Source organism: Streptomyces sp. NPDC034111 (genome assembly GCF_055575375.1).
This window is the reverse complement of sequence record NZ_JBVIST010000001.1, coordinates 502,354-522,822: the sequence shown is the minus strand read 5'-3', so window position 1 is coordinate 522,822 and position 20,469 is coordinate 502,354. Positions and strand designations below refer to the sequence as shown.

Sequence of the window (20,469 nt, the reverse complement as noted above, 5' to 3'; positions counted from 1 at the left end):
CCCGTGGCCATGATCAACGCCAATGGCGTCGCACTGCATGTGGAGCGCATGCCCGCCCGGAACACCACCGGCACCGCGCCACCGCCCACCGTGGTGTTCGTCCACGGAATGCTCGTGGACAGCCTCGTGAGCTACTACTTCACCCTGGCCCCGGTGTTCGCCGCCGCGGGGATGGACGTGATCATGTACGACCTGCGCGGCCACGGGCGCAGCGAGCGGCGGGCGAACGGATATCTGCTGGAGGATTTCGTCGGCGACCTCGACGGTCTGCTCGACCAGCTGGACGTGACGGGGCCGGTCCACCTGGTCGGCAACTCCTACGGCGGCACCATCGCGTTCAGCTACGCGGCACGCCGGCCGGACCGGGTGGCCAGCATCTCGATGATCGAATCGGAGCCGGCGACCGACGCCTGGTCCCGCAAGATGGCCGCCAACCTTGAGCGCGCGGCGACGGAGTTCGCCAGGGTGGACCTCCATGAGCAGTTGGCGGAGGAACACGGGCCGCACGTCACCCGACGGGTGAAGTCGGCGTCGCGGCTGCTGCACTCCAGCACCATGGCCCGGGACGTCCCTGCCAGCCAGGTGATGGACGAGGACCAGATCAGCTCGTTGCGCTGTCCGGTCCTGGCCATCTACGGCAGCGAGTCGGAACTCGCGGCTCAGGAACCGTGGTTGAAGTCGCTGCTCCCCGACTGCCGGACCGACGTGGTGCCGGACCAGGAGCACTGGGTCCTGATGGGTGCCACCCAGCGGGTGAGCGACCTGATCTCGGAGTGGGTCCGCGAGAACGACCGGAGGGAAGAGGTCAGCAGCCCGTGAGCAGGTTCCTCTTCGTGGTGCCGCCCCTGGTCGGCCACATCAACCCCACCCTCGGGGTCGCGGCGCGGCTGGTCCAGCGCGGTCATCAGGTGGCCTGGGCGGGACTGCCGGCCGTCGTGGGACCGCTCGTGGGCGAGCGGGCCGCGGTGTTCCCCTGCGCCGCGCCGCCGCTCGACGACCCTGCCTTGCTCCGGCCGCCCTCACTCCGGGGCCCGGCGGCGCTGAAATTCCTCTGGGAGAAGTTCCTCGTGCCGCTGGCGGAGGCCATGGCACCCGGTGTCCGCGCCGCGGTCGGGGAGTTCCGTCCGGACGTCCTGGTCGCCGATCAGCAGGCGGTCGCCGGCGGGCTGGTGGCCGAGCGGCTCGGTGTGCGCTGGGCCACCTCCGCGACCACCTCGGCCGGGTTCACCGCGTTCGCGGGCATTCCGAAGGTGGAGTCGTGGGTTGCCGGGCTGATCCATGACCTGCGGCAGCGGATCGGCGATCCGGGCAGTGACGTGGATCCGCGGATGTCCGACCGCCTCGTGCTGACGTTCAGCACCGAGGCACTGGTGGGGCCCGCGGAGTCCTTCGGTGAGCAGGTGCGGTTCGTCGGTCCGTCGCTCGCTCCCCGCCCGTCGCCGGGCGACTTTCCCTGGGAGTGGCTGGACTCCGGGCGCGCCACCGTACTGATCACCCTCGGCACGGCCAACAGCGAGGCCGGGGCGCGGTTCCTCACCGAGTGCGCCGAGGCGGTGCGGGCGCGGTCGGACCGGCTGCAAGCAGTGGTCGTCGACCCGTCGGGCACGCTGCGCGAGACGCATGACCAGATACTCGTCCGCCCGAACGTGCCCCAACTGGCGCTCCTGGAACGGTGCGACGCCGTGGTCTGCCACGGCGGGCACAACACCGTCTGCGAGGCGCTGTGGCACGGTCTGCCGCTCGTCGTCGCACCGATCAGGGACGATCAGCCCACCATCGCCGCCCAGGTGGCCGACGCCGGTGCGGGGCTGCGGGTCCGGTTCAACCGGGCGACCGCCGGCCAACTCGGCACGGCGCTCGACGCCGTTCTCCACGAGCCGGGCTACCGGGCCGCCGCCGAGCGGGTGCGCGGATCCTTCCGCGCCGCCGGAGGCGCGGACGCCGCGGCGGCCCACCTCGAACACCTCGTCGCCCACGCCGCCGCAGAGAGGCTTCGACCATGAACAGGGCCGATCAGGTCGCCGCGCTCCGCCCCCGCTACCAGGACGACCTCGCACAGGGGGTGGCGCGGTTCTTCCGGCCGCGGCGCACCGACTGCCCCTGGTGCGGGTCGGGGCGGCTGAAGGTCCGGGTACGGACCCCTGATCTGTTGCAGCACAAACCCGGCCGGTTCGTCCTGGAGCAGTGCCGGGACTGCCGCCACACGTTCCAGAACCCGCAACTCAACGACGAAGGGCTGGAGTTCTACTACCGCGACTTCTACGACGGCCTGGGCGAGGAGAACCTCGCGACGCTGTTCCGGGGTCACGACAAGGCCTACCGGCTCAGGGCGGAGGCCGTGCTGCCCTTCGCCGAACCGGAGACCTGGCTCGATGTGGGCACCGGGCACGGGCACTTCTGCGACGCGGCGCGCGCCGTACTGCCCCATACCGTCTTCGACGGGCTGGACATCGGCGCGGGCGTCACATCGGCCCAGCAGCGGGGCTGGGTACGGCGCGGCTACCGGGGCAACTTCGTCGAGCGGGCCGGGGAACTGGCCGGGAACTACGACGTGGTCAGCATGTTCCACTACCTGGAGCACAGTGCGGATCCCGAGCGTGAGCTGGCAGCGGCGTACCAGGCCCTCCGCCCCGGCGGGCACCTGCTGATCGAGGTACCGGACCCGCAGTGCCGCTTCGGCCGGCTCCTCGGCCGCTGGTGGCTGCCCTGGCTCCAGCCGCAGCATCTGCATTTCATCCCGGCGGGGAACCTGAGCAAGAGGCTGACCGACCTCGGGTTCACGGTGGTCGCCCAGGAGCACGCCGAGCCGCACGACCCCGTGGATCTGGTCGTCGCCGCATGGCTCGCCGTGAACAGCCTGGCCCCCCGGCGGGACGAACCGTGGCTCCCCGAGGCGCCCGGCAGGGTCCGCCGTGTGCTGCGCGGCACCGTGCTCGCCGCAGGCATCCCGCTCACCACGGCCGGCTGGCTGCTCGACCGGATCGTCAAACCCGTCGCCCACCGAGCCGGTCTCTCCAACGCCTACCGCCTGCTGGTCCGCCGCGACGACCAGTAGGACGCCGACAGGCGGCACCGCATCCGGTGCCGCCTGTCGGACCTGATCAGTCGCATACGCCCTAGTGGAAGGTGTGCTCCTCGCCCGGGAAGCCGCCGCCGACGACGTCCTCGGCGAACGCCTTGGCCGCGCCGCCCAGCAGCTCCCGCATCTCCAGGTACTTCTTGACGAACTTCGGCACCCGGCCGGCCGTCATCCCGGCCATGTCCGTCCACACCAGCACCTGGGCGTCGCAGTCCAGGCCCGCGCCGATGCCGACGGTCGGGATGTACAGCGAACGGGTGACCTCGGCGGCCAGCTCGGCCGGTACGGCCTCCAGGACGACGGCGAACGCGCCGGCGTCCTGCACCGCCTTGGCGTCCCGCAGCAGCTGCTGGGCGGCCTCCTCGCCGCGGCCCTGTACGGGGTAGCCGCCGTAGGCGTTGACCGACTGCGGGGTGAGCCCGACATGCGCCATCACCGGAATGCCGGACGAGACCAGCAGCTCCACCTGGTCGGCGGAGCGCTCACCGCCCTCCAGCTTGACGGCCCCGACCCCGGCCTCCTTCACCAGCCGGGTGGCGTTGCGCAGCGCCTGCACCGGCCCTTCCTGGTACGAGCCGAACGGCAGGTCGCCGACGACGAGTGCGCGCTTGGTGCCCCGGACGACCGCAGCGGACAGGATCGTGATCTCGTCCAGGGTGACCGGAACGGTGGATTCGTAGCCGAGGTGGCAGTTGCCCATCGAGTCGCCGACGAGCAGGACGGGGATACCGGCCTCGTCGAAGACGGAGGCGGTCATCGCGTCGTACGCGGTGAGCATCGGCCACTTCTCGCCGCGCTCCTTGGCGGAGGCGATGTCGCGGACGGTGATGCGGCGCGAGCCGGTGCCCCCGTACAGCGACGTGGGGACCGGCTTCCGGGCAGGCGAAGACTGCGTCATGGTGACGGCTCCTGTTCGTCATCTCGAGGCACCCTGACGGTGTCCCCGGACTCCCCACCATGCTGGCACGGTCCGCGCTCGGAGGAAAAGGGGAGCCCCGTGCGGGCGGCTGTGACGCCCGTCCCGGTTTACGCCGCGCCCGGTAGCGAAAGGTTCCGTTCCAGCCACCGAAGAGTTCCGTTCCGGCCACCGAATCTTTCCAATACGGAACGGATCCGTATCGAAAAAGCGTAGGGTGTCGCCATGGCCTCCTCCGCAACGCCACCCGCACCGGGCGCACCGCCCGCCCGGCAGGTCCCCGACCGCATCCACCGCCGCCGCTGGGCGATCCTGAACACGCTGATGCTCAGCCTGCTGATCGTGGTGCTGGACAACTCCATCCTCAACGTGGCGATGAAGACGATCGCCACGCCGGCCCCCACGGGCCTGGGCGCCACCCAGAGCGAGCTGGAGTGGGCGATCAACTCCTACACGCTGGTCTTCGCCGGGCTGCTGTTCACCTCGGGTCTGCTCGGCGACCGCCTCGGCCGCAAGAAGATGCTGCTCTTCGGCCTGGCGGTCTTCGGCGCCGGCTCGGTGCTCGCCGCGTTCGCCGGTTCGCCCACCCAGCTGATCACCTTCCGCGCCGTGATGGGCCTGGGCGGCGCCTTCGTCATGCCGGCCACCCTCGCCATCCTGATGAACGTCTTCGAGCGCGAGGAGCAGCCCAAGGCGATCGGCATCTGGGCGGGCGGGGTGGGCCTGGCCATCGCGATCGGCCCGATCGCCGGCGGTCTGCTGCTGGACCGCTTCTGGTGGGGTTCGGTCTTCCTGGTCAACGTCCCCATCGTGCTGATCGCGCTGGCCGCGATGCTGATCCTGGTGCCGGACTCCAAGGACCCCAGCCCCGGCCGGCTGGATCCGGCCGGAGTGCTGCTGTCCGTCGTCGGCCTGCTGCTGCTGGTCTACGGGATCATCAAGGGCGGCCAGCTCGCCGACTTCACCGACCCGCAGGTGGTCGGCACGATCGCCGGCGGTCTGGCGGTGCTCGCCGGCTTCGTGGTGCACCAGAAGCGCAGCGACCACCCGTCGATCGACATCGGCTACTTCCGCAACCCCGCGTTCTCCGCCGCGATCGCGGCGGTCGCCCTGGTCTTCTTCGCGCTGATGGGCGTCACGTTCTTCATCGTCTTCTACGTCCAGAGCGTGCGCGGCTACACCCCGCTTCAGGCCGGTCTGCTGATCCTTCCGCTGGCCGCGGCGCAGATGATCTTCGCGCCGCGGGCCCGGCTGGCCGTGGACCGCTACGGCGCCCGCGCGGTGTGCACCTTCAGCATGTTCGTGGTGGCCGACACCATGGTGGGCCTGCTGCTGCTGGACACCGACACCCCGATCTGGATCATGGAGGCGCTGTTCTTCCTCCAGGGCGCCGGCATGGCGCACATCATGCCGCCGGTCACGGTCACGATCATGCAGTCGCTGCCCCGGGAGAAGGCCGGCTCCGGCTCGGCGCTCAACAACGTCTTCCGGCAGGTCGGCGGCACCCTCGGCGTCGCGGTCCTCGGCTCGCTGCTGTCCACGTCCTACCGCGACGGCATCCAGGGCAAGCTCGATGCGCTGCCCGGCGTACCGGCCGCGGCCAAGCACGCCGCCGGCGAGTCCATCGAGGCCACCCTCGGCCTCGCCGAACGGATGGGCCCGGCCGGCCGGTCGCTGGTCGACTCCGCCAACGCCGCCTTCATCCACGCCATACACGTCACCGCCCTCGGCTCGGCCGCGGTCTCGCTGATCGGTGCCGTGGTGGTGCTGGCCTTCCTGCCGGGCAAAATGGGACCGGCGCCGCAGTCGGCGGAGCCGCACGACGAGCGGAAGGCGGACGCAGCGCGATGAGCCGGGCGGCGGAGGACTCCAGCGCGGCGGCCGGAGCGCGGCCCGGTCCGGTGGGCCCCGGGCGCCGTGGCCGGCCGCGCAGCGCCGCGGCCGACTCCGCCATCATCGAGGCCGTACTGCGCCTGATCGAGGACGGGGTCTCCATAGGCGAGCTGTCCATGGAGCGGATCGCCCGCGAGGCCGGCGTCGGCAAGGCCACGGTCTACCGCCGCTGGCCCGGCAAGAGCGCCCTGATGCTCGACGTCATGCGGTCGCTGGACGCCCAGAGCCCGCACCTGGACGGCGCCTCGGTACGCGACGACCTGATCTCGCTGCTGGAGTTCCTGCGCCGCCGGGGACTGGCCAAGCGCAGCTCCGCGCTGCTCCGTACGGTCGTCAGCCACGTCCAGGCCCAGCCCGAGCTGTGGGCCGAGTACCACGACACGGTCGTACGGGCCCGCCACGAGGCGCTGCTCGGCGTGCTGCGGCGCGGCGTGGCCAACGGCGAGATCCGCACCGACCACGACCTGGAGACCATCGCCGACCTCTTCGTCGGCCCGATGCTGGCCCGCGCCGTCCTCCACGAGTGGAAGGAGCTCCCCGAGGGGCTGGCGGAGGACATCGTCGACATGGTCCTGGAGGGCGTACGGCCCAGGCCGCAGGCCGCGGCGGGCTGACCGCCGCGAGCCGGATCCGGCGGCCGCCGCGGCCGGTTGACCGCGCACCTCACCGCGGACCGTATGACCGGATCATGCCCGTTCTGTCACAGCGGCTGTCACGAACGCCAGGCCCGGAACCCCGACCCGTCACCGCGCCGTCCTCACTCCCAAGAAGGCGCACCACGAATCTAAGAAAGCCCATCAGGGCCATCGCCTAGGGTCGTGGATCACAGGCGAGGCGCACGGAGCAAGGCAGTGAGGACAGCTACATGGCGCAGGCATACATGACGGATCCGGGACAGGGACAGGGGTCCGAGCGGGCCGGTTCCCGGGCCGAACGCCTGCGGAACTGGTGGCGCCCGGACGGCATGTGGCGGCGCGGCATCGTGCTCGCGGTGCTCGCCGTGGTGCTGGGCCTGCTGATGCTTCTGCACCGCCAGATCCCCAACGACCTGGGAAACCTGGGCAGTCTGCTGGAGACCTTCCTGCCGTGGTTCGGGCTGGGCATCCCGCTGCTGCTCGCCGCCGCGATACTGCGTCGTTCGACCACCGCGCTCGTCGCCCTCGTCCTGCCGGTCTTCGCCTGGTTCAACCTCTTCGGCGGCCAGATCACCGACAAGGCCGGAACCGGCGGCAACCTCACCGTCCTGACCCACAACGTCAACGCCGACAACCCCGACCCGGCGGCCACCGCCCGCGACCTCGTGGCCTCCGGCGCCGATGTGGTCGCCCTGGAGGAGCTGTCCGGCGACGCGATGAACACCTACCGCCAGGGCCTGGCGAAGACGTACCCGTACCACACGATCCAGGGCACGGTCGGCCTGTGGAGCAAGCGCCCGCTGTCCGACGCCCGGCCGGTGGACATCAAGATGGGCTGGACCCGCGCACTGCGCGCCACCGTCACCGCCGCCGACGGACAGCAGGTCGCCTTCTATGTCGCCCATCTGCCGTCGGTACGGGTCAAGGTCGAGGCGGGCTTCACCGCCAATCAGCGCGACGGCAGTGCCAAGGCGCTGGGCGAGGCGATCGCCGCCGATCCGGTCAAGAAGGCCGTGCTGCTCGGCGACCTCAACGGCACCATGAACGACCGCTCGCTGGCCCCCGTCACCTCGCAGATGCGCTCCGCCCAGGGCGCGGCCGGTGACGGCTTCGGCTTCAGCTGGCCGGCCGGGTTCCCGATGGCCCGGATCGACCAGATCATGATGAAGGGGATGGACCCGGTCAAGGCCTGGGTGCTGCCGGCGACCGGCAGTGACCATCTGCCGGTCGCGGCCTCGGTCAAGATCTGACCGTCGTTCGACGAAGCCGGCGGGGGAACGTACGCGGGCTTGTAACGCCCCGTTCCCCCGCCGGAATACTGGGCCTGAGAGACTTTGTTCCGTAGAAGAACATATTGAGTCCTCGTACGGAACCCTCTGAAAGGTCCAGATCTTCATGCCCTTGGCTCTGCTCGCGCTCGCGATCTCGGCCTTCGGTATCGGCACCACGGAATTCGTGATGATGGGGCTGCTGCCCAATGTCGCGGATGATCTCGGCACCTCCGTGCCCACCGCCGGCTACCTCGTCTCCGCCTACGCCCTCGGCGTCGTCATCGGCGCCCCGCTCCTGACCGCCCTGGGATCCCGCATCCCCCGCAGGCGCATGCTCGTCCTGCTCATGGCGCTCTTCACGGCCGGCAACCTCGCCTCCGCACTGGCGCCCACCTTCGGTCTGCTGATCGCCGGCCGGCTGCTGGCCGGCCTCCCGCACGGCGCGTTCTTCGGCGTCGGTGCGGTGGTCGCCGCCCGGCTGGTACGCGAAGGCCGGCAGGCCCGCGCGGTCGCCACCATGTTCCTCGGCCTGACCATCGCCAACATCGTCGGTGTCCCCGCCGCGACCCTGCTGGGCCAGCAGCTCGGCTGGCGCGCCACCTTCCTCGTCGTGGCCGCCATCGGCCTGGCCGCAATGGCCTCCCTGGCCCGGCTGATCCCGCCGCTGCCGGCCGAGGAGCGCACCGGTCTCGCCCACGAACTGCGCGCCCTGGCCGGCCGTCAGGTACTCCTCGGGCTGCTGACCACCGTCTTCGGCTTCGCCGGCATCTTCGCCGTCTACAGCTACCTCGCCTCGATGATGACCGAGGTCACCGGCTTCGCCGAGGGCTCGGTCCCGCTGGTCCTCGCCCTCTTCGGCATCGGCATGACCCTCGGCGCGCTGGCCGCGGGCCCGCTCACCGACCGCGCCCTGCGCCCCACCCTCTACGGCTCCCTGGGCGCGCTCGCCCTCCTCCTCACGGCCTTCCACTTCACCGCCGAGGTGAAGGCGGCCGCCCTGGTCACCGTCGTCCTCATCGGCGCGGTCGGCTTCCTGACCACCACGCCCCTGCAGATGCTGGTTATGAACAAGGCCCAGCAGGCCCCCACCCTGGCCGCCGCCTCCAACCAGTCCGCCTTCAACCTGGCCAACGCCGGCGGTGCCTGGGCCGGCGGCGCCGCGCTGGCGGCCGGCTGGGGCTGGACCTCCCCGACCCTGGTCGGCGCGGTCCTGGCGGCCCTCGGCCTGGCCGTCGCCGTGGTGGCCGGACTGCTGGACCGGGGGACGCACGACACCTCCCGCGTCATCGCCCGCAGTACGGAAACGCCTGTCCCCACGGCCGTGGAGGAACCCGCCGGCTGACCCGGCGCCCGCCGGACAGACACCCCGGGCGTCAGTCGCCCTCCCGCCAGTGGTTGGTGATCGGCAGGCGGCGGTCCTTGCCGAAGCCCTTGGCGGAGATCTTGGGGCCCGGCGGGTACTGGCGGCGCTTGTACTCGGCGCGGTCGACCAGTTGCAGGACGCGGGTGACCAGGGGCGCGTCGAAGCCCTGGGCGATGATGTCCTCGCGGCCGCGGTCATGGTCGACGTAGAGGGCCAGGATGCGGTCGAGGATGGCGTAGTCGGGCAGCGAGTCGGTGTCGACCTGGCCCGGGCGGAGTTCCGCGCTCGGGGGCTTGGTGAGGGTGTTCTCCGGGATCGGCGGGGTCTGGCCGCGGTCGGCCGCGGCCTCGTTGCGCCAGCGGGCGAGCTGGAAGACCACCGACTTGTAGACGTCCTTGATGGGGCCGTAGCCGCCCACCGAATCGCCGTAGAGCGTCGAATAGCCGCAGGCCAGCTCGGACTTGTTGCCCGGGGCGAGGACCAGGTGGCCCTCCTGGTTGGAGATGGCCATCAGGGTCGTACCGCGCAGCCGCGACTGAAGGTTCTCCTCGGCGAGGCCGGTCAGCGCGAGGGACCCCATGTACGCGTCGAACATCGGCCCGATCGGGACCGTACGGAAGGACAGGCCCGTACGGCGGGCGAGTTCGGCGGCGTCCGTGAGGGAGTGCTCGGAGGAGTAGCGCGAGGGCATCGCCACGGCGTGGACATGCGCCGCGCCCAGTGCGTCGCAGGCGAGGGCGGCGACCAGCGCCGAGTCGATCCCGCCGGAGAGACCCAGCACCACACTGCGGAAGCCGTTCTTGGCGACGTAGGCGCGCAGCCCGACCACCAGCGCGGTGTAGATCTCCTCCAGATCGCCGAGGCGTTCGGCCTGGCCACCGACGGTTTCGGGGGTGTACGGCGGCAACGGCTCGGCGGAGAGGGTGACATGGTCGACGCGCAGACCGTCGTCCAGGACACCGGCCGGCGGCTCGGCCGCGGCGGCGGGCAGGTCGAGATCGACCAGGACACAGCCCTCCGCGAACTGCGGGGCCCGTGCGATCACCCCGCCGTCCTTGTCGACGACGATCGAGTCGCCGTCGAAGACCAGCTCGTCCTGCCCGCCGATCATCGCGAGGTAGGCCGTGGTGCAGCCGGCCTCCTGGGCCCGCTTGCGGACCAGCTCCAGCCGGGTGTCGTCCTTGTCCCGCTCGTACGGCGAGGCGTTGATGGACACCAGCAGCCCGGCCCCGGCCGTCCGCGTGGCGGGGACCCGGCCGCCGTCCTGCCACAGGTCCTCGCAGATCGCCAGCGCCACATCGACGCCGTGCACCCGTACGACGGGGAGCGTGTCGCCGGGCACGAAGTAGCGGAACTCGTCGAAGACGCCGTAGTTGGGAAGGTGGTGCTTGGCGAAGGACAGCGCGATATCGCCGCGGTACAGGACGGCGGCGGCGTTCTGCGGCGCACCGGCCGGACGCCCGTAGCGCGGTCCGGCCTGCTCACCGCGGTCGAGGTAGCCGACGATCACGGGCAGGTCGCCCAGCCCCTCGGCGTCCAGCCGCCCGGCCAGCTCCCGCAGCGCGACCCGGCTCGCCTCGACGAACGACGGACGCAGCGCCAGGTCCTCGACGGGGTAGCCGGTCAGCGCCATCTCGGGGAACGCGACGAGGTGTGCGCCCTGGCCGGCGGCGTGCCGGGTCCAGTGCACGATCGTCTCGGCGTTCTGGGAGAGATCGCCGACGCAGGAATCGATCTGATTGAGAGCGAGACGAAGTTGAGGCACCCCGCCAGTCTAATCGTCTTACTGACGCAATGGGGGGCGGAGACGTATCGGCGACGCTTCGTGGGTGTGACGGGCCGGCGCGTCACCGGCCCGGGCGGCCCGCCCCGCTCGCGGGCCGCCCGTCCAGACATTGCTCAGCCGCCGTACGTCCTCCGCCGCCCTGTCCTCGGCCGCCCTACTTCGACGACCGGTAGCCCAGGACCGTCATCATCCCCGACTCCGAGTGGTAGACGTTGTGGCAGTGCACCATCCACAGCCCGGGGTTGTCGGCCTCGAAGTCGACCGGGACCGAGCCGCCGGGCAGCAGCAGCACGGTGTCCTTGCGGGCGCCGCCGTCCGGCAGCGCGAAGGTGTGCCCGTGCAGATGCACCGGGTGCCACATCTCGGAGTGGTTGCGGAAGACGATCCGCACCCGCTCGCCCTGCCGGACCGGGTACCGCTGCGACGCCGTGTACGGCTTCCTGTTGATGGCCCAGTCGTACCTGGCCATGGAGCCGGTGAGGGTCATCTCGATGGTGCGGTCGGGGCGGCGCCGCGCGGCCCGTACCGACGCGGCGGCCTTGAAGCGGTCCGCCGTCAGCAGCTTGCCGCGCAGCTCGTCGGGGCGGACGGACGCGTCGGGCGCCTCGCCGCTCCCGGTCCGCAGTACGGCCAGGGCGGAGCGCCGGGAGCCCTTGCCCTCGGCGAGCGCGGTGAGCGGGAAGACCCCGTCCTTGGCGGTGACCAGGACGTCATAGCGCTCGCCCATGCCGATCAGCAGCGCATCGGTCGTGGCGTGCTGTACGGGGTAGCCGTCGGTGTGGGTCACGGTCATCGGGTGGCTGCCGAGCGCGACGCGGTAGGCGGTGTCGCTGCCGGCGTTGATGATCCGGATCCGGATGCGGTCCCCGGGCTTGGCACGGAAGGTCTGCGGGTTCTGCGCCAGCCGACCGTTGACCAGGTGGAACGGGTGGTCCACATCGCCCGCGTCACCGCCGAGCAGCCGGCTCCTGGCGCCCATCAGCATCCGTGACGGGCCGTGCGGATCGGCGGCCGAGGACCGGGCGCCGTGCGCCCCGTGCCCATGGCCCTTCCCGCCGCCCTCGCCCATGTCCATGCCGCCCATGTCCATACCGCCATGGCCCATGCCGCCGCCGTGGTGCATGCCCTTGCGCAGTTCGGCGAGCACCGCATCCGGGTCGCTGCCGTCCACCCCGTCGAGCCAGTCGTCGAGCAGGACCACCCACTCCTTGTCGTACCCGAGCGGCTCCTTGGGGTCTTCGATGATCAGCGGGGCGTACAGCGCGCGGTCCAGCTGTACGCCGACGTGCGGATGGATCCAGTGCGTGCCGGGGTCGGTGACCGCGAAGCTGTAGTCGAAGGAGGCGCCGGGCTTGACGGCCCGCTGGGTCAGGTCGGGGACGCCGTCCATGTCGTTGCGTACCGGGATCCCGTGCCAGTGCACCGTGGTGGACTGCGGGAGGCGGTTGTTGAGGGTCAGCGCGATGCGCTCGCCCGCGGTGAGCCGGATCTCCTTGCCGGGTAGTTCGCCGTCGTATGCCCAGGTCTTGACGGTACGGCCGCCCAGGTCGATCTCGGCCTCGCCGGCGGTCAGCGAGAAGCGGCGTACGGGGCCCGAGCCCCGCTTGCGCTCGGCCTCGGCGACCTCGGGGCCGTCGGGGCGGACATAGCCCGACGGGGTGTCACCGTCGGAGCCGTGGGAGTGGTGCCGGCCGTTCTTGCCGTCCGGGCCGGCGGACGAACCGGAGTCCCCGGTGGAACAGGCGGCCAGCAGTCCGCTGCCGGCGGCGGCGATACCCGCGCCGAGCAGGGCGCGCCGGGAGTGCGTACGCATAGGAGAAGCACCTCGTGACGGTGTCGGTGTGGTGTGCGATCGGATAAGGGGCGCTGCCGCGGACTCCGAGGGGCGTCGGCGGCGGGGCGCGCTCCTACACGCGCAGCACCGACAGTCGGGCGAGGAGTTTGGGACGCGGCGGCGGAGGTATCGGCCACAGACCGCGCAGCAGCCGGGCGCGCAGGGCCGCGAGCAGACCGGACTCCTGACGCCCGGTCAGTGTGCCCGCCCCGAGGAGGACCAGCAGCGCCAGCGCCCATACGGACAGCACGGCACGGCAGACGGTGCCGGGGTCCATGGCCCCGTGGGGGGAGGTCACATGGGGCGAGACGAGGGGGGCGGCCGCAGGTACGCCGGCTGCCTGCGCGGTGGCTGCCTGCGCGGTGCCGGCGTGTGCGGTCCCGGCGTGCGCGGTGCCGGACGGGCCGGACCCCGGCGGCGCCGCCATGGACCCCGGCCGCGGCGCGTCCCCGTGCGGGTGCGCCGGCGCGGGAGCCGCCGTGCGGGCCTGGTGTCCGTCCTCTCCGGGCATCGGGTGCCCGAACGTATGCATGGTGACGATGCCCGCGATCAGCGCCACGAACAGCAGCAGCCGGCCGCACCACGCGGCGGACCTGCCCTGTTCACGCATCGCGGACCTCTCGACGGGACGACGAACCGGCGGGACGACCGGGCCGACGGTGACACCGAAGACACCGAAGACACCGAAGACACCGCAGACACCGCGGACACCAGAGCCAACCGGTACGAGACCCTGGCGCCATCCCGGCACCCTGGGCACCCTACCCCCGAGGGGTATCGCACTCCACAGGGAGCCCGCCGAACGGAGTGCCCGCCGCCTATCCTTGGCCTTCCCGCTCCCACGGCGTACCCGGCACGACGACCGGCCGGGCCCACCGAAGATCTGGATGTCCGTGACCCGTACCCGCCGTTCCGTCTCCGTCGACAGCCGGGTGGCCGCCGCCCCGCTGCTGCTCGGCGCGGCCGCGTACACCGCCTGGGTGCTGGAGCTGGTCTTCGCCACCGGACTCGACCCCGTCCGGGCCTACCTCAGCGAGCTGGCCGCCGCCGACCAGCCGCTGGGCGGGCTCTTCCGCGCCACCGACCTGGTCGCCGGGCTGCTGGTGCTGGCCGGTGCGGTGACCGCGCTGCTGACGACGGAGCGCCGGCCCTGGGCGACGGCCGGCTGGGTCGCGCTGGCGGTCTTCGGCGCCGCCACCGCCGTCGACTCCCGGCTGCCGCTGAGCTGCGCACCGACCAGTGACCCGATGTGCGCGGCCCGGGAGACCGCGGGCCTGGTGCCGGCCACCCATGCCGCGCACGCCGTCAGCAGCTCCTGCGCCATGGCCGGCGCGCTCGCCGCGCTCGTCCTGCTGACCTACGCCGCCCGGCGCTACGACCGCTGGCCGGCGCTCGGCCGCTTCGGGCCCCCGCTGGTGCTCGCCGAAATCGCCGCCACGGTCTGGACGCTGGCCTCCGTCGCGGCCTTCACCGCGGGCCGCGGCACCTGGGCCCTGGGCGCAGGGCAGCGTCTTCAGGTCCTGCTGGTCGCCCTGTACGTCATGCTGCTGGCGGGGTGCCTGGCACGGCCGGCAGGGCGTCCCGGGCGGCCGGCGCCGCGCCCGTCCTCGCATCCGAAGCGTGCCGCAGCGGGAGAAAGAGACCGATGAACCCACCCCCCAGCCCTCGCCGACCCCTCCGCGGCCTCCGCCTGCTCCGCCCGGTCCGCGACCTGCCCACCCCCGGCCGCTTCGTGCGGGTCGACGGGGTGCCGCTGCACGTCGTGACCGAGGGGAGCGGACCGCTCTGCGTCCTCAGCGGCGGGCTCGGGATGGCGTGGTTCGACTGGGACGCGGTCGCCGCACTGCTCGCCCCGTACCGCACCGTCGTCCGCTTCGACCGTCCGGGCCTCGGCCTGAGCGCCCCGACGCCCGAGCCGCCCACCCTCGCCGCCGAGGCGGACCGGATCGCCCACCTCCTCGATGCGCTCGGCCACTTGGGCCCCGCGACCGTCGTCGGCCACTCGCTCGCCGGGTTCCACGCCGAGGCGTTCGCCCGGCTGCACCCGGACCGCTGCGCCGGGGTCGTCCTCGTCGACGGCTCCATCGAGGAGAACCCGAGGCCCCGGCTTCCGCGCTCGCTACGGACGGCCTGGGCGGGCGGGGTGATCGGCGCGCTGTCCGCCGCCGGTGCGCCGCGCGTCCTGGGCCCGCTGGCACGCCGTCTGATAGGCCGCGTCTCGACCGTCGGCAGCCATCCGCCGCACCCGTGGGAGCGGGCCGGCTACCGCACCAGCCGGGTCGCCCGCGCCTGCGTCCTGGAGAACACGACCTACCCCTACCAGGCCGCCGAGCTCGCCGCGCTCCGCCCGGACCACCCGATGCCCGGCGTACCGGTGACGGTGCTGGCCGCGTACGACGGCAGCGAGACGCCCGGCCAACTGCGCTGGCTGGAGCGTCAGCGCACGCTCGCCACGGAGCTGGGCGGCCACTTCGCGGTCGCCGCCCCCGCGGGCCATCTGGTGATGACCGACGCCCCCGAGTCCGTGGCCCGGGCCGTACTGGACCTCTCGGACACGGGGCGGGACATCCCGGCGCCGCTCGTCTAGGAGAGCACTGGCCCGGACGCCACCGCCGTCAGTCCTCGTCGTCCTCCGCCCGGCGCTCGCCCTCGGCCTGGGAAGGCTGGGTGCGCGCGGTCATGGGGTGCTGCTGCTCGGCCGGGTCCATGTCCTCTTCCAGCCGCTCGCCCTCGGCCTGTGACGGAGTCGGGTACTCGTCGTACTGGCTCATGGCCGCCTCCGCAAGATCGTCCGTACCCATCGAGCGTAACCCTTCGTCCGGTCGGCGGCCCGGGCTGCGGCTGAGCCGCTCACAGTCCGGAACCATCCAGGAACGGCAAGGAACGGACCGTTCGATTACGGGTCAATAGCCCCTCAGCGCGGCTTCAAGACTGGGCCAAGCCGCCCGTTCGCCGGGCCCCCGGTGCGCTGAGCGGGGCGGATGCGGGAAGGATCAGGGGTGTGGGTTACGGGAGGGCGGTTCTGATTCAGGCCAAGGGTGCGTAATGTGACGGTAACCCCCTCACGTGATACTGGTGTGCCACGCACGTCGTTCGACGTCGTGGACAGGCCGATTGACCTGCAAGGATTGGTGACCCATGGACAAGCAGCAGGAGTTTGTGCTCCGAACGCTCGAGGAGCGCGACATCCGCTTCGTACGACTGTGGTTCACCGATGTGCTCGGGTTCCTGAAGTCGGTGGCGGTGGCGCCCGCGGAGCTGGAGCAGGCCTTCGACGAGGGCATCGGCTTCGACGGCTCGGCGATCGAGGGATTCGCGCGGGTGTACGAATCCGACATGATCGCCAAGCCGGACCCCGGCACCTTCCAGATCCTGCCGTGGCGCGCCGAGGCCCCCGGCACCGCCCGGATGTTCTGCGACATCCTGATGCCGGACGGCTCGCCCTCGTACGCCGACCCGCGCTACGTCCTCAAGCGCATCCTGGCCAAGACCTCCGACCTCGGGTTCACCTTCTACACCCACCCGGAGATCGAGTTCTTCCTGCTCAAGAACAAGCCGGTGGACGGCTCCCGGCCGAGCCCGGCCGACTCCTCCGGGTACTTCGACCACACCCCGCAGAACGTCGGCATGGACTTCCGCCGGCAGGCGATCACGATGCTGGAGTCGATGGGCATCTCGGTGGAGTTCAGCCACCACGAGGGTGCCCCCGGCCAGCAGGAGATCGATCTGCGCTACGCCGACGCGCTCTCGACCGCCGACAACATCATGACGTTCCGGCTGGTCATGAAGCAGGTGGCGCTGGAGCAGGGGGTCCAGGCGACGTTCATGCCCAAGCCGTTCTCGGAGTTCCCCGGGTCCGGCATGCACACCCACCTCTCGCTCTTCGAGGGCGACCGCAACGCCTTCCACGAGTCCGGCGCCGAGTACCAACTCTCCAAGGTGGGCCGCTCGTTCATCGCCGGACTGCTCCGGCACGCGGGCGAGATCTCCGCCGTCACCAACCAGTGGGTCAACTCCTACAAGCGCATCTGGGGCGGCGCCAACCGCACCGCGGGCGCCGGCGGCGAGGCCCCCTCGTACATCTGCTGGGGCCACAACAACCGCTCCGCGCTGATCCGCGTCCCGATGTACAAGCCCGGCAAGATGGGCTCGACCCGGGTCGAGGTCCGCTCGATCGACTCCGGCGCCAACCCGTACCTGACGTACGCGGTGCTGCTCGCGGCCGGTCTCAAGGGCATCGAGGAGGGCTACGAGCTGCCGGCCGGCGCCGATGACGACGTCTGGGCGCTGTCCGACTCGGAGCGCCGGGCGATGGGCATCGAGCCGCTGCCGCAGAACCTCGGCGAGGCCATCGAGCTGATGGAGCGCAGCGAACTGGTCGCGGAGACCCTCGGTGAGCACGTCTTCGACTTCTTCCTCCGCAACAAGAAGCAGGAGTGGGAGGAGTACAGGTCGGAGGTCACCGCCTTCGAGCTGCGCAAGATGCTGCCGGTGCTCTGAGCCACCCGCCACCGAGAGGCTGGACCATGGCACTTCCCGCTCCGCAGGGACGGCGGAGCAGCACCTTCACCCGGCTGCTGAGGCACGGTTTCACCGATCCCTCGGCGGCCGGGCAGCTGCTGGAGACCCCCGAACTCGCCCCCGTACGCGAGGACTCGGCGCTGCTCGACGCGCTCGGGGCGACCGCGGACCCGGACCTCGCGCTGCGCGGGCTGGTCCGGCTGGTGGAGGCGCTGCCGCCGGACGAGCGGCCCACGCTGCTGAGCACCGTCGTCGCGGCCAAACCGCTGCGCGACCGGCTGCTGGGCGTGCTGGGCGCTTCCGAGGCGCTGGCCGACCACCTCGCCCGGCACCCCGAGGACTGGCAGTCGCTGGTCACCTACGAGTCGGTCGATCTGCACCCGACCACCCCCGAGTTCGAGCAGGCGCTCGCCGAGGGGATCTGGGGCGAGCAGGGCGCCGTCCGGCCGCGGGCGGACGCGCTGCGCGCCGCCTACCGCCGGGCCCTGCTGGGCATCGCGGCCCGCGATGTCTGCGGTACCACCGATGTCGCCGAGGCCGCCGCGGAGCTCGCGGACCTGGCCACCGCCACGGTCCGGGCCGCCCTGGAGATCTCCTACGAGGAGGCGCCCGGCGACGCCGCGGTGTGCCGGCTGGCCGTCATCGGCATGGGCAAATGCGGAGGCCGGGAGCTGAACTACGTCTCGGACGTCGATGTCATCTTCGTCGCCGAGGCCAAGGAAGGCGTCGACGAGGCCAAGGCGCTCCAGGCCGCCACCCGGCTCGCCGCCCGGATGATGCGGCTGTGCTCGGACAACACCATCGAGGGCACGATCTGGCCGGTGGACGCCAATCTGCGCCCCGAGGGCCGCAACGGCCCGCTGGTGCGCACCCTCAGCAGCCATCTCGCCTACTACCAGCGCTGGGCCAAGACCTGGGAGTTCCAGGCGCTGCTCAAGGCCCGCCCGATGGCCGGTGACCTGGGCCTGGGCCAGGAGTACGTCGATGCCCTGGCGCCGATGGTGTGGGACGTCGCCGAGCGCGAGAACTTCGTCTCCGACGTCCGTCAGATGCGCCGCCGGGTCGTCGAGAACATCCCCGCCGCGCAGATCGAGCGGGAGCTCAAGCTCGGCCCCGGCGGGCTGCGCGACGTCGAATTCGCCGTCCAGCTGCTCCAGTTGGTGCACGGCCGCAGCGACGCCACCCTGCGCAGCGCCACCACCCTGGACGCCCTGGCGGCGCTGGCGGCCGGCGGCTACGTCGGACGCCAGGACGCCGCGGCCCTGGACGCCGCCTACCGCTTCCTGCGGACGCTGGAGCACCGCATCCAGCTCTTCCGGCTGCGCCGCACCCACCTCATGCCCGAGGACGAGGCCGAACTCCGGCGCATGGCAAGGTCGTTGGGCCTGCGGACCGAGCCGGTCGACACCCTCCGCAAGGAGTGGAGGTGGCACGCCAGGGAGGTGCGCCGCCTGCACGAGAAGCTCTTCTACCGCCCGCTGCTCGACGCCGTCGCCCATCTGGAGCCCGGCGAGGCCCGGCTGTCCGCCAAGGCCGCGGGGCACCGCCTCGAAGCGCTCGGCTACCACGACCCGGTGGATGCGCTGCGCCATCTGGAGGCGCTGGCGTCCGGTGTGACCCGTAAGGCCGCCATCCAGCGGACCCTGCTGCCGGTGCTGCTCGCCTGGTTCGCGGACTCCGCCGACCCCGACGCCGGACTGCTGAACTTCCGCAAGGTCTCCGACGCGCTCGGCAAGACGCCCTGGTACCTGCGGCTGCTGCGCGACGAGGGCGCGGCCGCCGAGAACCTCGCCCGGGTGCTCTCCGCCGGCCGGCTCGCCCCCGACCTGCTGCTGCGCGCCCCCGAGGCGGTCGCCCTCCTAGGTGCCCCGGACGGTCTCCAGCCGCGCAGCCGGGCCGCCCTGGAGCAGGAGGTGCTGGCCGCGGTCGGCCGCGCGGACGGTGCGGAGGCGGCGGTCGCGGCGGCCCGCGGGGTGCGCCGCCGGGAGCTGTTCCGTACGGCCGCGGCGGATGTCATCGGCGCGTACGGCACGGAATTCAGCCCGGCCGACACCGACCACGGCCACTCCGTCGACGCGGTCGGCTCCGCGCTCTCCGACATCAACGCCGCCACCCTCGCCGGCGCACTGCGCGCCGCGGTCCGCGAGCAGTGGGGCGACACCCTGCCCACCCGCTTCGCGGTGATCGGCATGGGCCGCTTCGGCGGCCGGGAGCCCGGCTACGGCTCGGACGCCGATGTGCTCTTCGTCCATGAACCGCGCGAGGGCGCCGACGAGCAGGAGGCCGCCAAGGCCGCCCACGCGGTCGCCAACGAGATGCGCCGGATGCTCGAACTCCCCTCCTCCGACCCGCCGTTGATCATCGACGCCGATCTCCGCCCGGAGGGCCGCTCCGGTCCTCTGGTGCGCACCCTCGCCTCCTACGCCGCCTACTACCGCCGCTGGTCGCTGGTGTGGGAGGCACAGGCCCTGCTGCGCGCCGAACCGGTCGCCGGGGACCCCGAACTGGGGCAGCGGTTCACCGAGCTGATCGATCCGCTGCGCTATCCCGCCGAGGGGCTGGGCGAGGACGCGGTCCGCGAGATCCGCAGGCTCAAGGCCCGGATGGAGTCCGAGCGGCTGCCCCGCGGCGCCGACCCGACCACCCACGCCAAGCTGGGCCGCGGCGGGCTCAGCGACGTCGAGTGGACGGTGCAGCTGCTCCAGATGCAGCACGGCTGGGAGGTCCCCGGACTGCGTACGACCCGGACCCGCGAGGCCCTGGCCGCCGCGCACGCCGCCGGACTGATCGGCACCGAGGACGCCCAGACCCTGGACGAGGCCTGGGTGCTGGCCGCACGGGTGCGCAACGCGGTGATGCTGGTGCGGGCCCGCCCCGGGGACACCTTCCCCACGGACGGCCGGGAGCTGGCCGCGGTGGGCCGCTACCTCGGCTACGAGGAGGGCCACGTCGGCAAGATGCTCGACGACTACCGGCGGATCACCCGGCGGGCGCGTGGCGTGGTCGAGGAGCTCTTCTACAGTTCCTAGCGCAACTGGACACTCAACACCCGCCCCCACGGGCCTCAACCACCCACCCACGGGAGGGGCCGGACCGCAGGACGAAGTCCGGAGGTCCGGCACCGCACCCGACAGCCAACGCCCGCCGCAGGCGCAACGGCGAGACGGGACA

At 72.1% G+C, this 20,469-nt stretch carries 16 protein-coding genes; 11 read left to right on the top strand and 5 right to left on the bottom strand.

What is annotated here, in order from left to right; genetic code table 11:
- The first annotated feature begins 9 nt into the window (after positions 1–9).
- Genes ACZ55A_RS02340 through ACZ55A_RS02330 form a run of 3 tightly spaced genes read left to right on the top strand, consistent with a single transcriptional unit; the run spans position 10 to position 3,055 of the window.
- Positions 10–819 (top strand): alpha/beta fold hydrolase, encoded by an 810-nt coding sequence (locus ACZ55A_RS02340; RefSeq protein ID WP_468831890.1) that lies wholly within the window; start codon positions 10–12, stop codon positions 817–819.
- Positions 816–2,003, top strand: a complete 1,188-nt coding sequence (locus tag ACZ55A_RS02335; RefSeq protein WP_468831888.1) for a glycosyltransferase — start codon at positions 816–818, stop codon at positions 2,001–2,003. The genes ACZ55A_RS02340 and ACZ55A_RS02335 overlap by 4 nt, the downstream gene beginning before the upstream one ends.
- Complete coding sequence (locus ACZ55A_RS02330; protein ID WP_468831886.1) at positions 2,000–3,055, top strand: class I SAM-dependent methyltransferase; 1,056 nt, start codon at positions 2,000–2,002, stop codon at positions 3,053–3,055. The genes ACZ55A_RS02335 and ACZ55A_RS02330 overlap by 4 nt, the downstream gene beginning before the upstream one ends.
- Positions 3,056–3,116: 61 nt before the next feature.
- Here the strand turns inward: ACZ55A_RS02330 and panB are convergent, their stop codons facing one another.
- On the bottom strand, positions 3,117–3,977 hold the full coding sequence (gene panB / locus ACZ55A_RS02325) for a 3-methyl-2-oxobutanoate hydroxymethyltransferase (protein WP_468831884.1): 861 nt from the start codon (positions 3,975–3,977) through the stop codon (positions 3,117–3,119).
- 243 nt (positions 3,978–4,220) lie between these two features.
- Between panB and ACZ55A_RS02320 the strand changes: the two genes are divergently transcribed.
- The 4 genes from ACZ55A_RS02320 to ACZ55A_RS02305 all read left to right on the top strand — a co-directional run bounded on the left by ACZ55A_RS02320 (position 4,221) and on the right by ACZ55A_RS02305 (position 9,136).
- Complete coding sequence (locus ACZ55A_RS02320) at positions 4,221–5,846, top strand: MFS transporter (protein WP_468831882.1); 1,626 nt, start codon at positions 4,221–4,223, stop codon at positions 5,844–5,846.
- Positions 5,843–6,502 carry a TetR/AcrR family transcriptional regulator gene (locus ACZ55A_RS02315; protein WP_468831880.1) on the top strand — a complete coding sequence of 220 codons (660 nt, stop codon included), beginning with the start codon at positions 5,843–5,845 and terminating at the stop codon, positions 6,500–6,502. Before ACZ55A_RS02320 ends, ACZ55A_RS02315 begins: the two co-directional genes overlap by 4 nt.
- Before the next feature lie 266 nt (positions 6,503–6,768).
- Positions 6,769–7,773, top strand: coding sequence for an endonuclease/exonuclease/phosphatase family protein (locus tag ACZ55A_RS02310; protein WP_468834553.1), 1,005 nt, complete (start codon positions 6,769–6,771; stop codon positions 7,771–7,773).
- A gap of 145 nt (positions 7,774–7,918) precedes the next feature.
- The gene (locus ACZ55A_RS02305) at positions 7,919–9,136 is read left to right on the top strand and encodes an MFS transporter (RefSeq protein ID WP_468831878.1); all 1,218 of its coding nucleotides are present in this window, start codon (positions 7,919–7,921) and stop codon (positions 9,134–9,136) included.
- 31 nt (positions 9,137–9,167) lie between these two features.
- Here ACZ55A_RS02305 and ACZ55A_RS02300 read toward each other — a convergent pair whose 3' ends face one another.
- From ACZ55A_RS02300 to ACZ55A_RS02290, 3 genes are all read right to left on the bottom strand, one after another.
- Entirely contained in the window at positions 9,168–10,922 is a 1,755-nt protein-coding gene (locus ACZ55A_RS02300) for an NAD+ synthase (protein ID WP_468831875.1), read from the bottom strand.
- A 175-nt stretch (positions 10,923–11,097) separates the two neighbouring features.
- On the bottom strand, positions 11,098–12,756 hold the full coding sequence (locus tag ACZ55A_RS02295; protein ID WP_468831872.1) for a multicopper oxidase family protein: 1,659 nt from the start codon (positions 12,754–12,756) through the stop codon (positions 11,098–11,100).
- Between the two features lie 94 nt (positions 12,757–12,850).
- Positions 12,851–13,528, bottom strand: coding sequence for a hypothetical protein (locus ACZ55A_RS02290; RefSeq protein ID WP_468831869.1), 678 nt, complete (start codon positions 13,526–13,528; stop codon positions 12,851–12,853).
- Between the two features lie 136 nt (positions 13,529–13,664).
- On the opposite strand from ACZ55A_RS02290, the gene ACZ55A_RS02285 reads away from it, so the two are divergent.
- A complete protein-coding gene (locus ACZ55A_RS02285; RefSeq protein ID WP_468831866.1) occupies positions 13,665–14,426 on the top strand; it encodes a DUF998 domain-containing protein in 762 nt (253 codons plus the stop codon).
- The gene (locus tag ACZ55A_RS02280) at positions 14,423–15,364 is read left to right on the top strand and encodes an alpha/beta fold hydrolase (protein WP_468831863.1); all 942 of its coding nucleotides are present in this window, start codon (positions 14,423–14,425) and stop codon (positions 15,362–15,364) included. Before ACZ55A_RS02285 ends, ACZ55A_RS02280 begins: the two co-directional genes overlap by 4 nt.
- 28 nt (positions 15,365–15,392) lie before the next feature.
- On the opposite strand, the gene ACZ55A_RS02275 is transcribed toward ACZ55A_RS02280, so the two are convergent.
- Positions 15,393–15,578: a hypothetical protein gene (locus ACZ55A_RS02275; protein ID WP_468834712.1), complete on the bottom strand. Its 186-nt coding sequence runs from the start codon at positions 15,576–15,578 to the stop codon at positions 15,393–15,395.
- A 337-nt stretch (positions 15,579–15,915) separates the two neighbouring features.
- Between ACZ55A_RS02275 and glnA the strand changes: the two genes are divergently transcribed.
- Both glnA and ACZ55A_RS02265 read left to right on the top strand, forming a co-directional pair.
- On the top strand, positions 15,916–17,277 hold the full coding sequence (glnA, locus tag ACZ55A_RS02270; RefSeq protein WP_468831860.1) for a type I glutamate--ammonia ligase: 1,362 nt from the start codon (positions 15,916–15,918) through the stop codon (positions 17,275–17,277).
- 26 nt (positions 17,278–17,303) lie between these two features.
- Positions 17,304–20,327 carry a bifunctional [glutamine synthetase] adenylyltransferase/[glutamine synthetase]-adenylyl-L-tyrosine phosphorylase gene (locus tag ACZ55A_RS02265; protein ID WP_468831857.1) on the top strand — a complete coding sequence of 1,008 codons (3,024 nt, stop codon included), beginning with the start codon at positions 17,304–17,306 and terminating at the stop codon, positions 20,325–20,327.
- Positions 20,328–20,469: the final 142 nt, after the last annotated feature.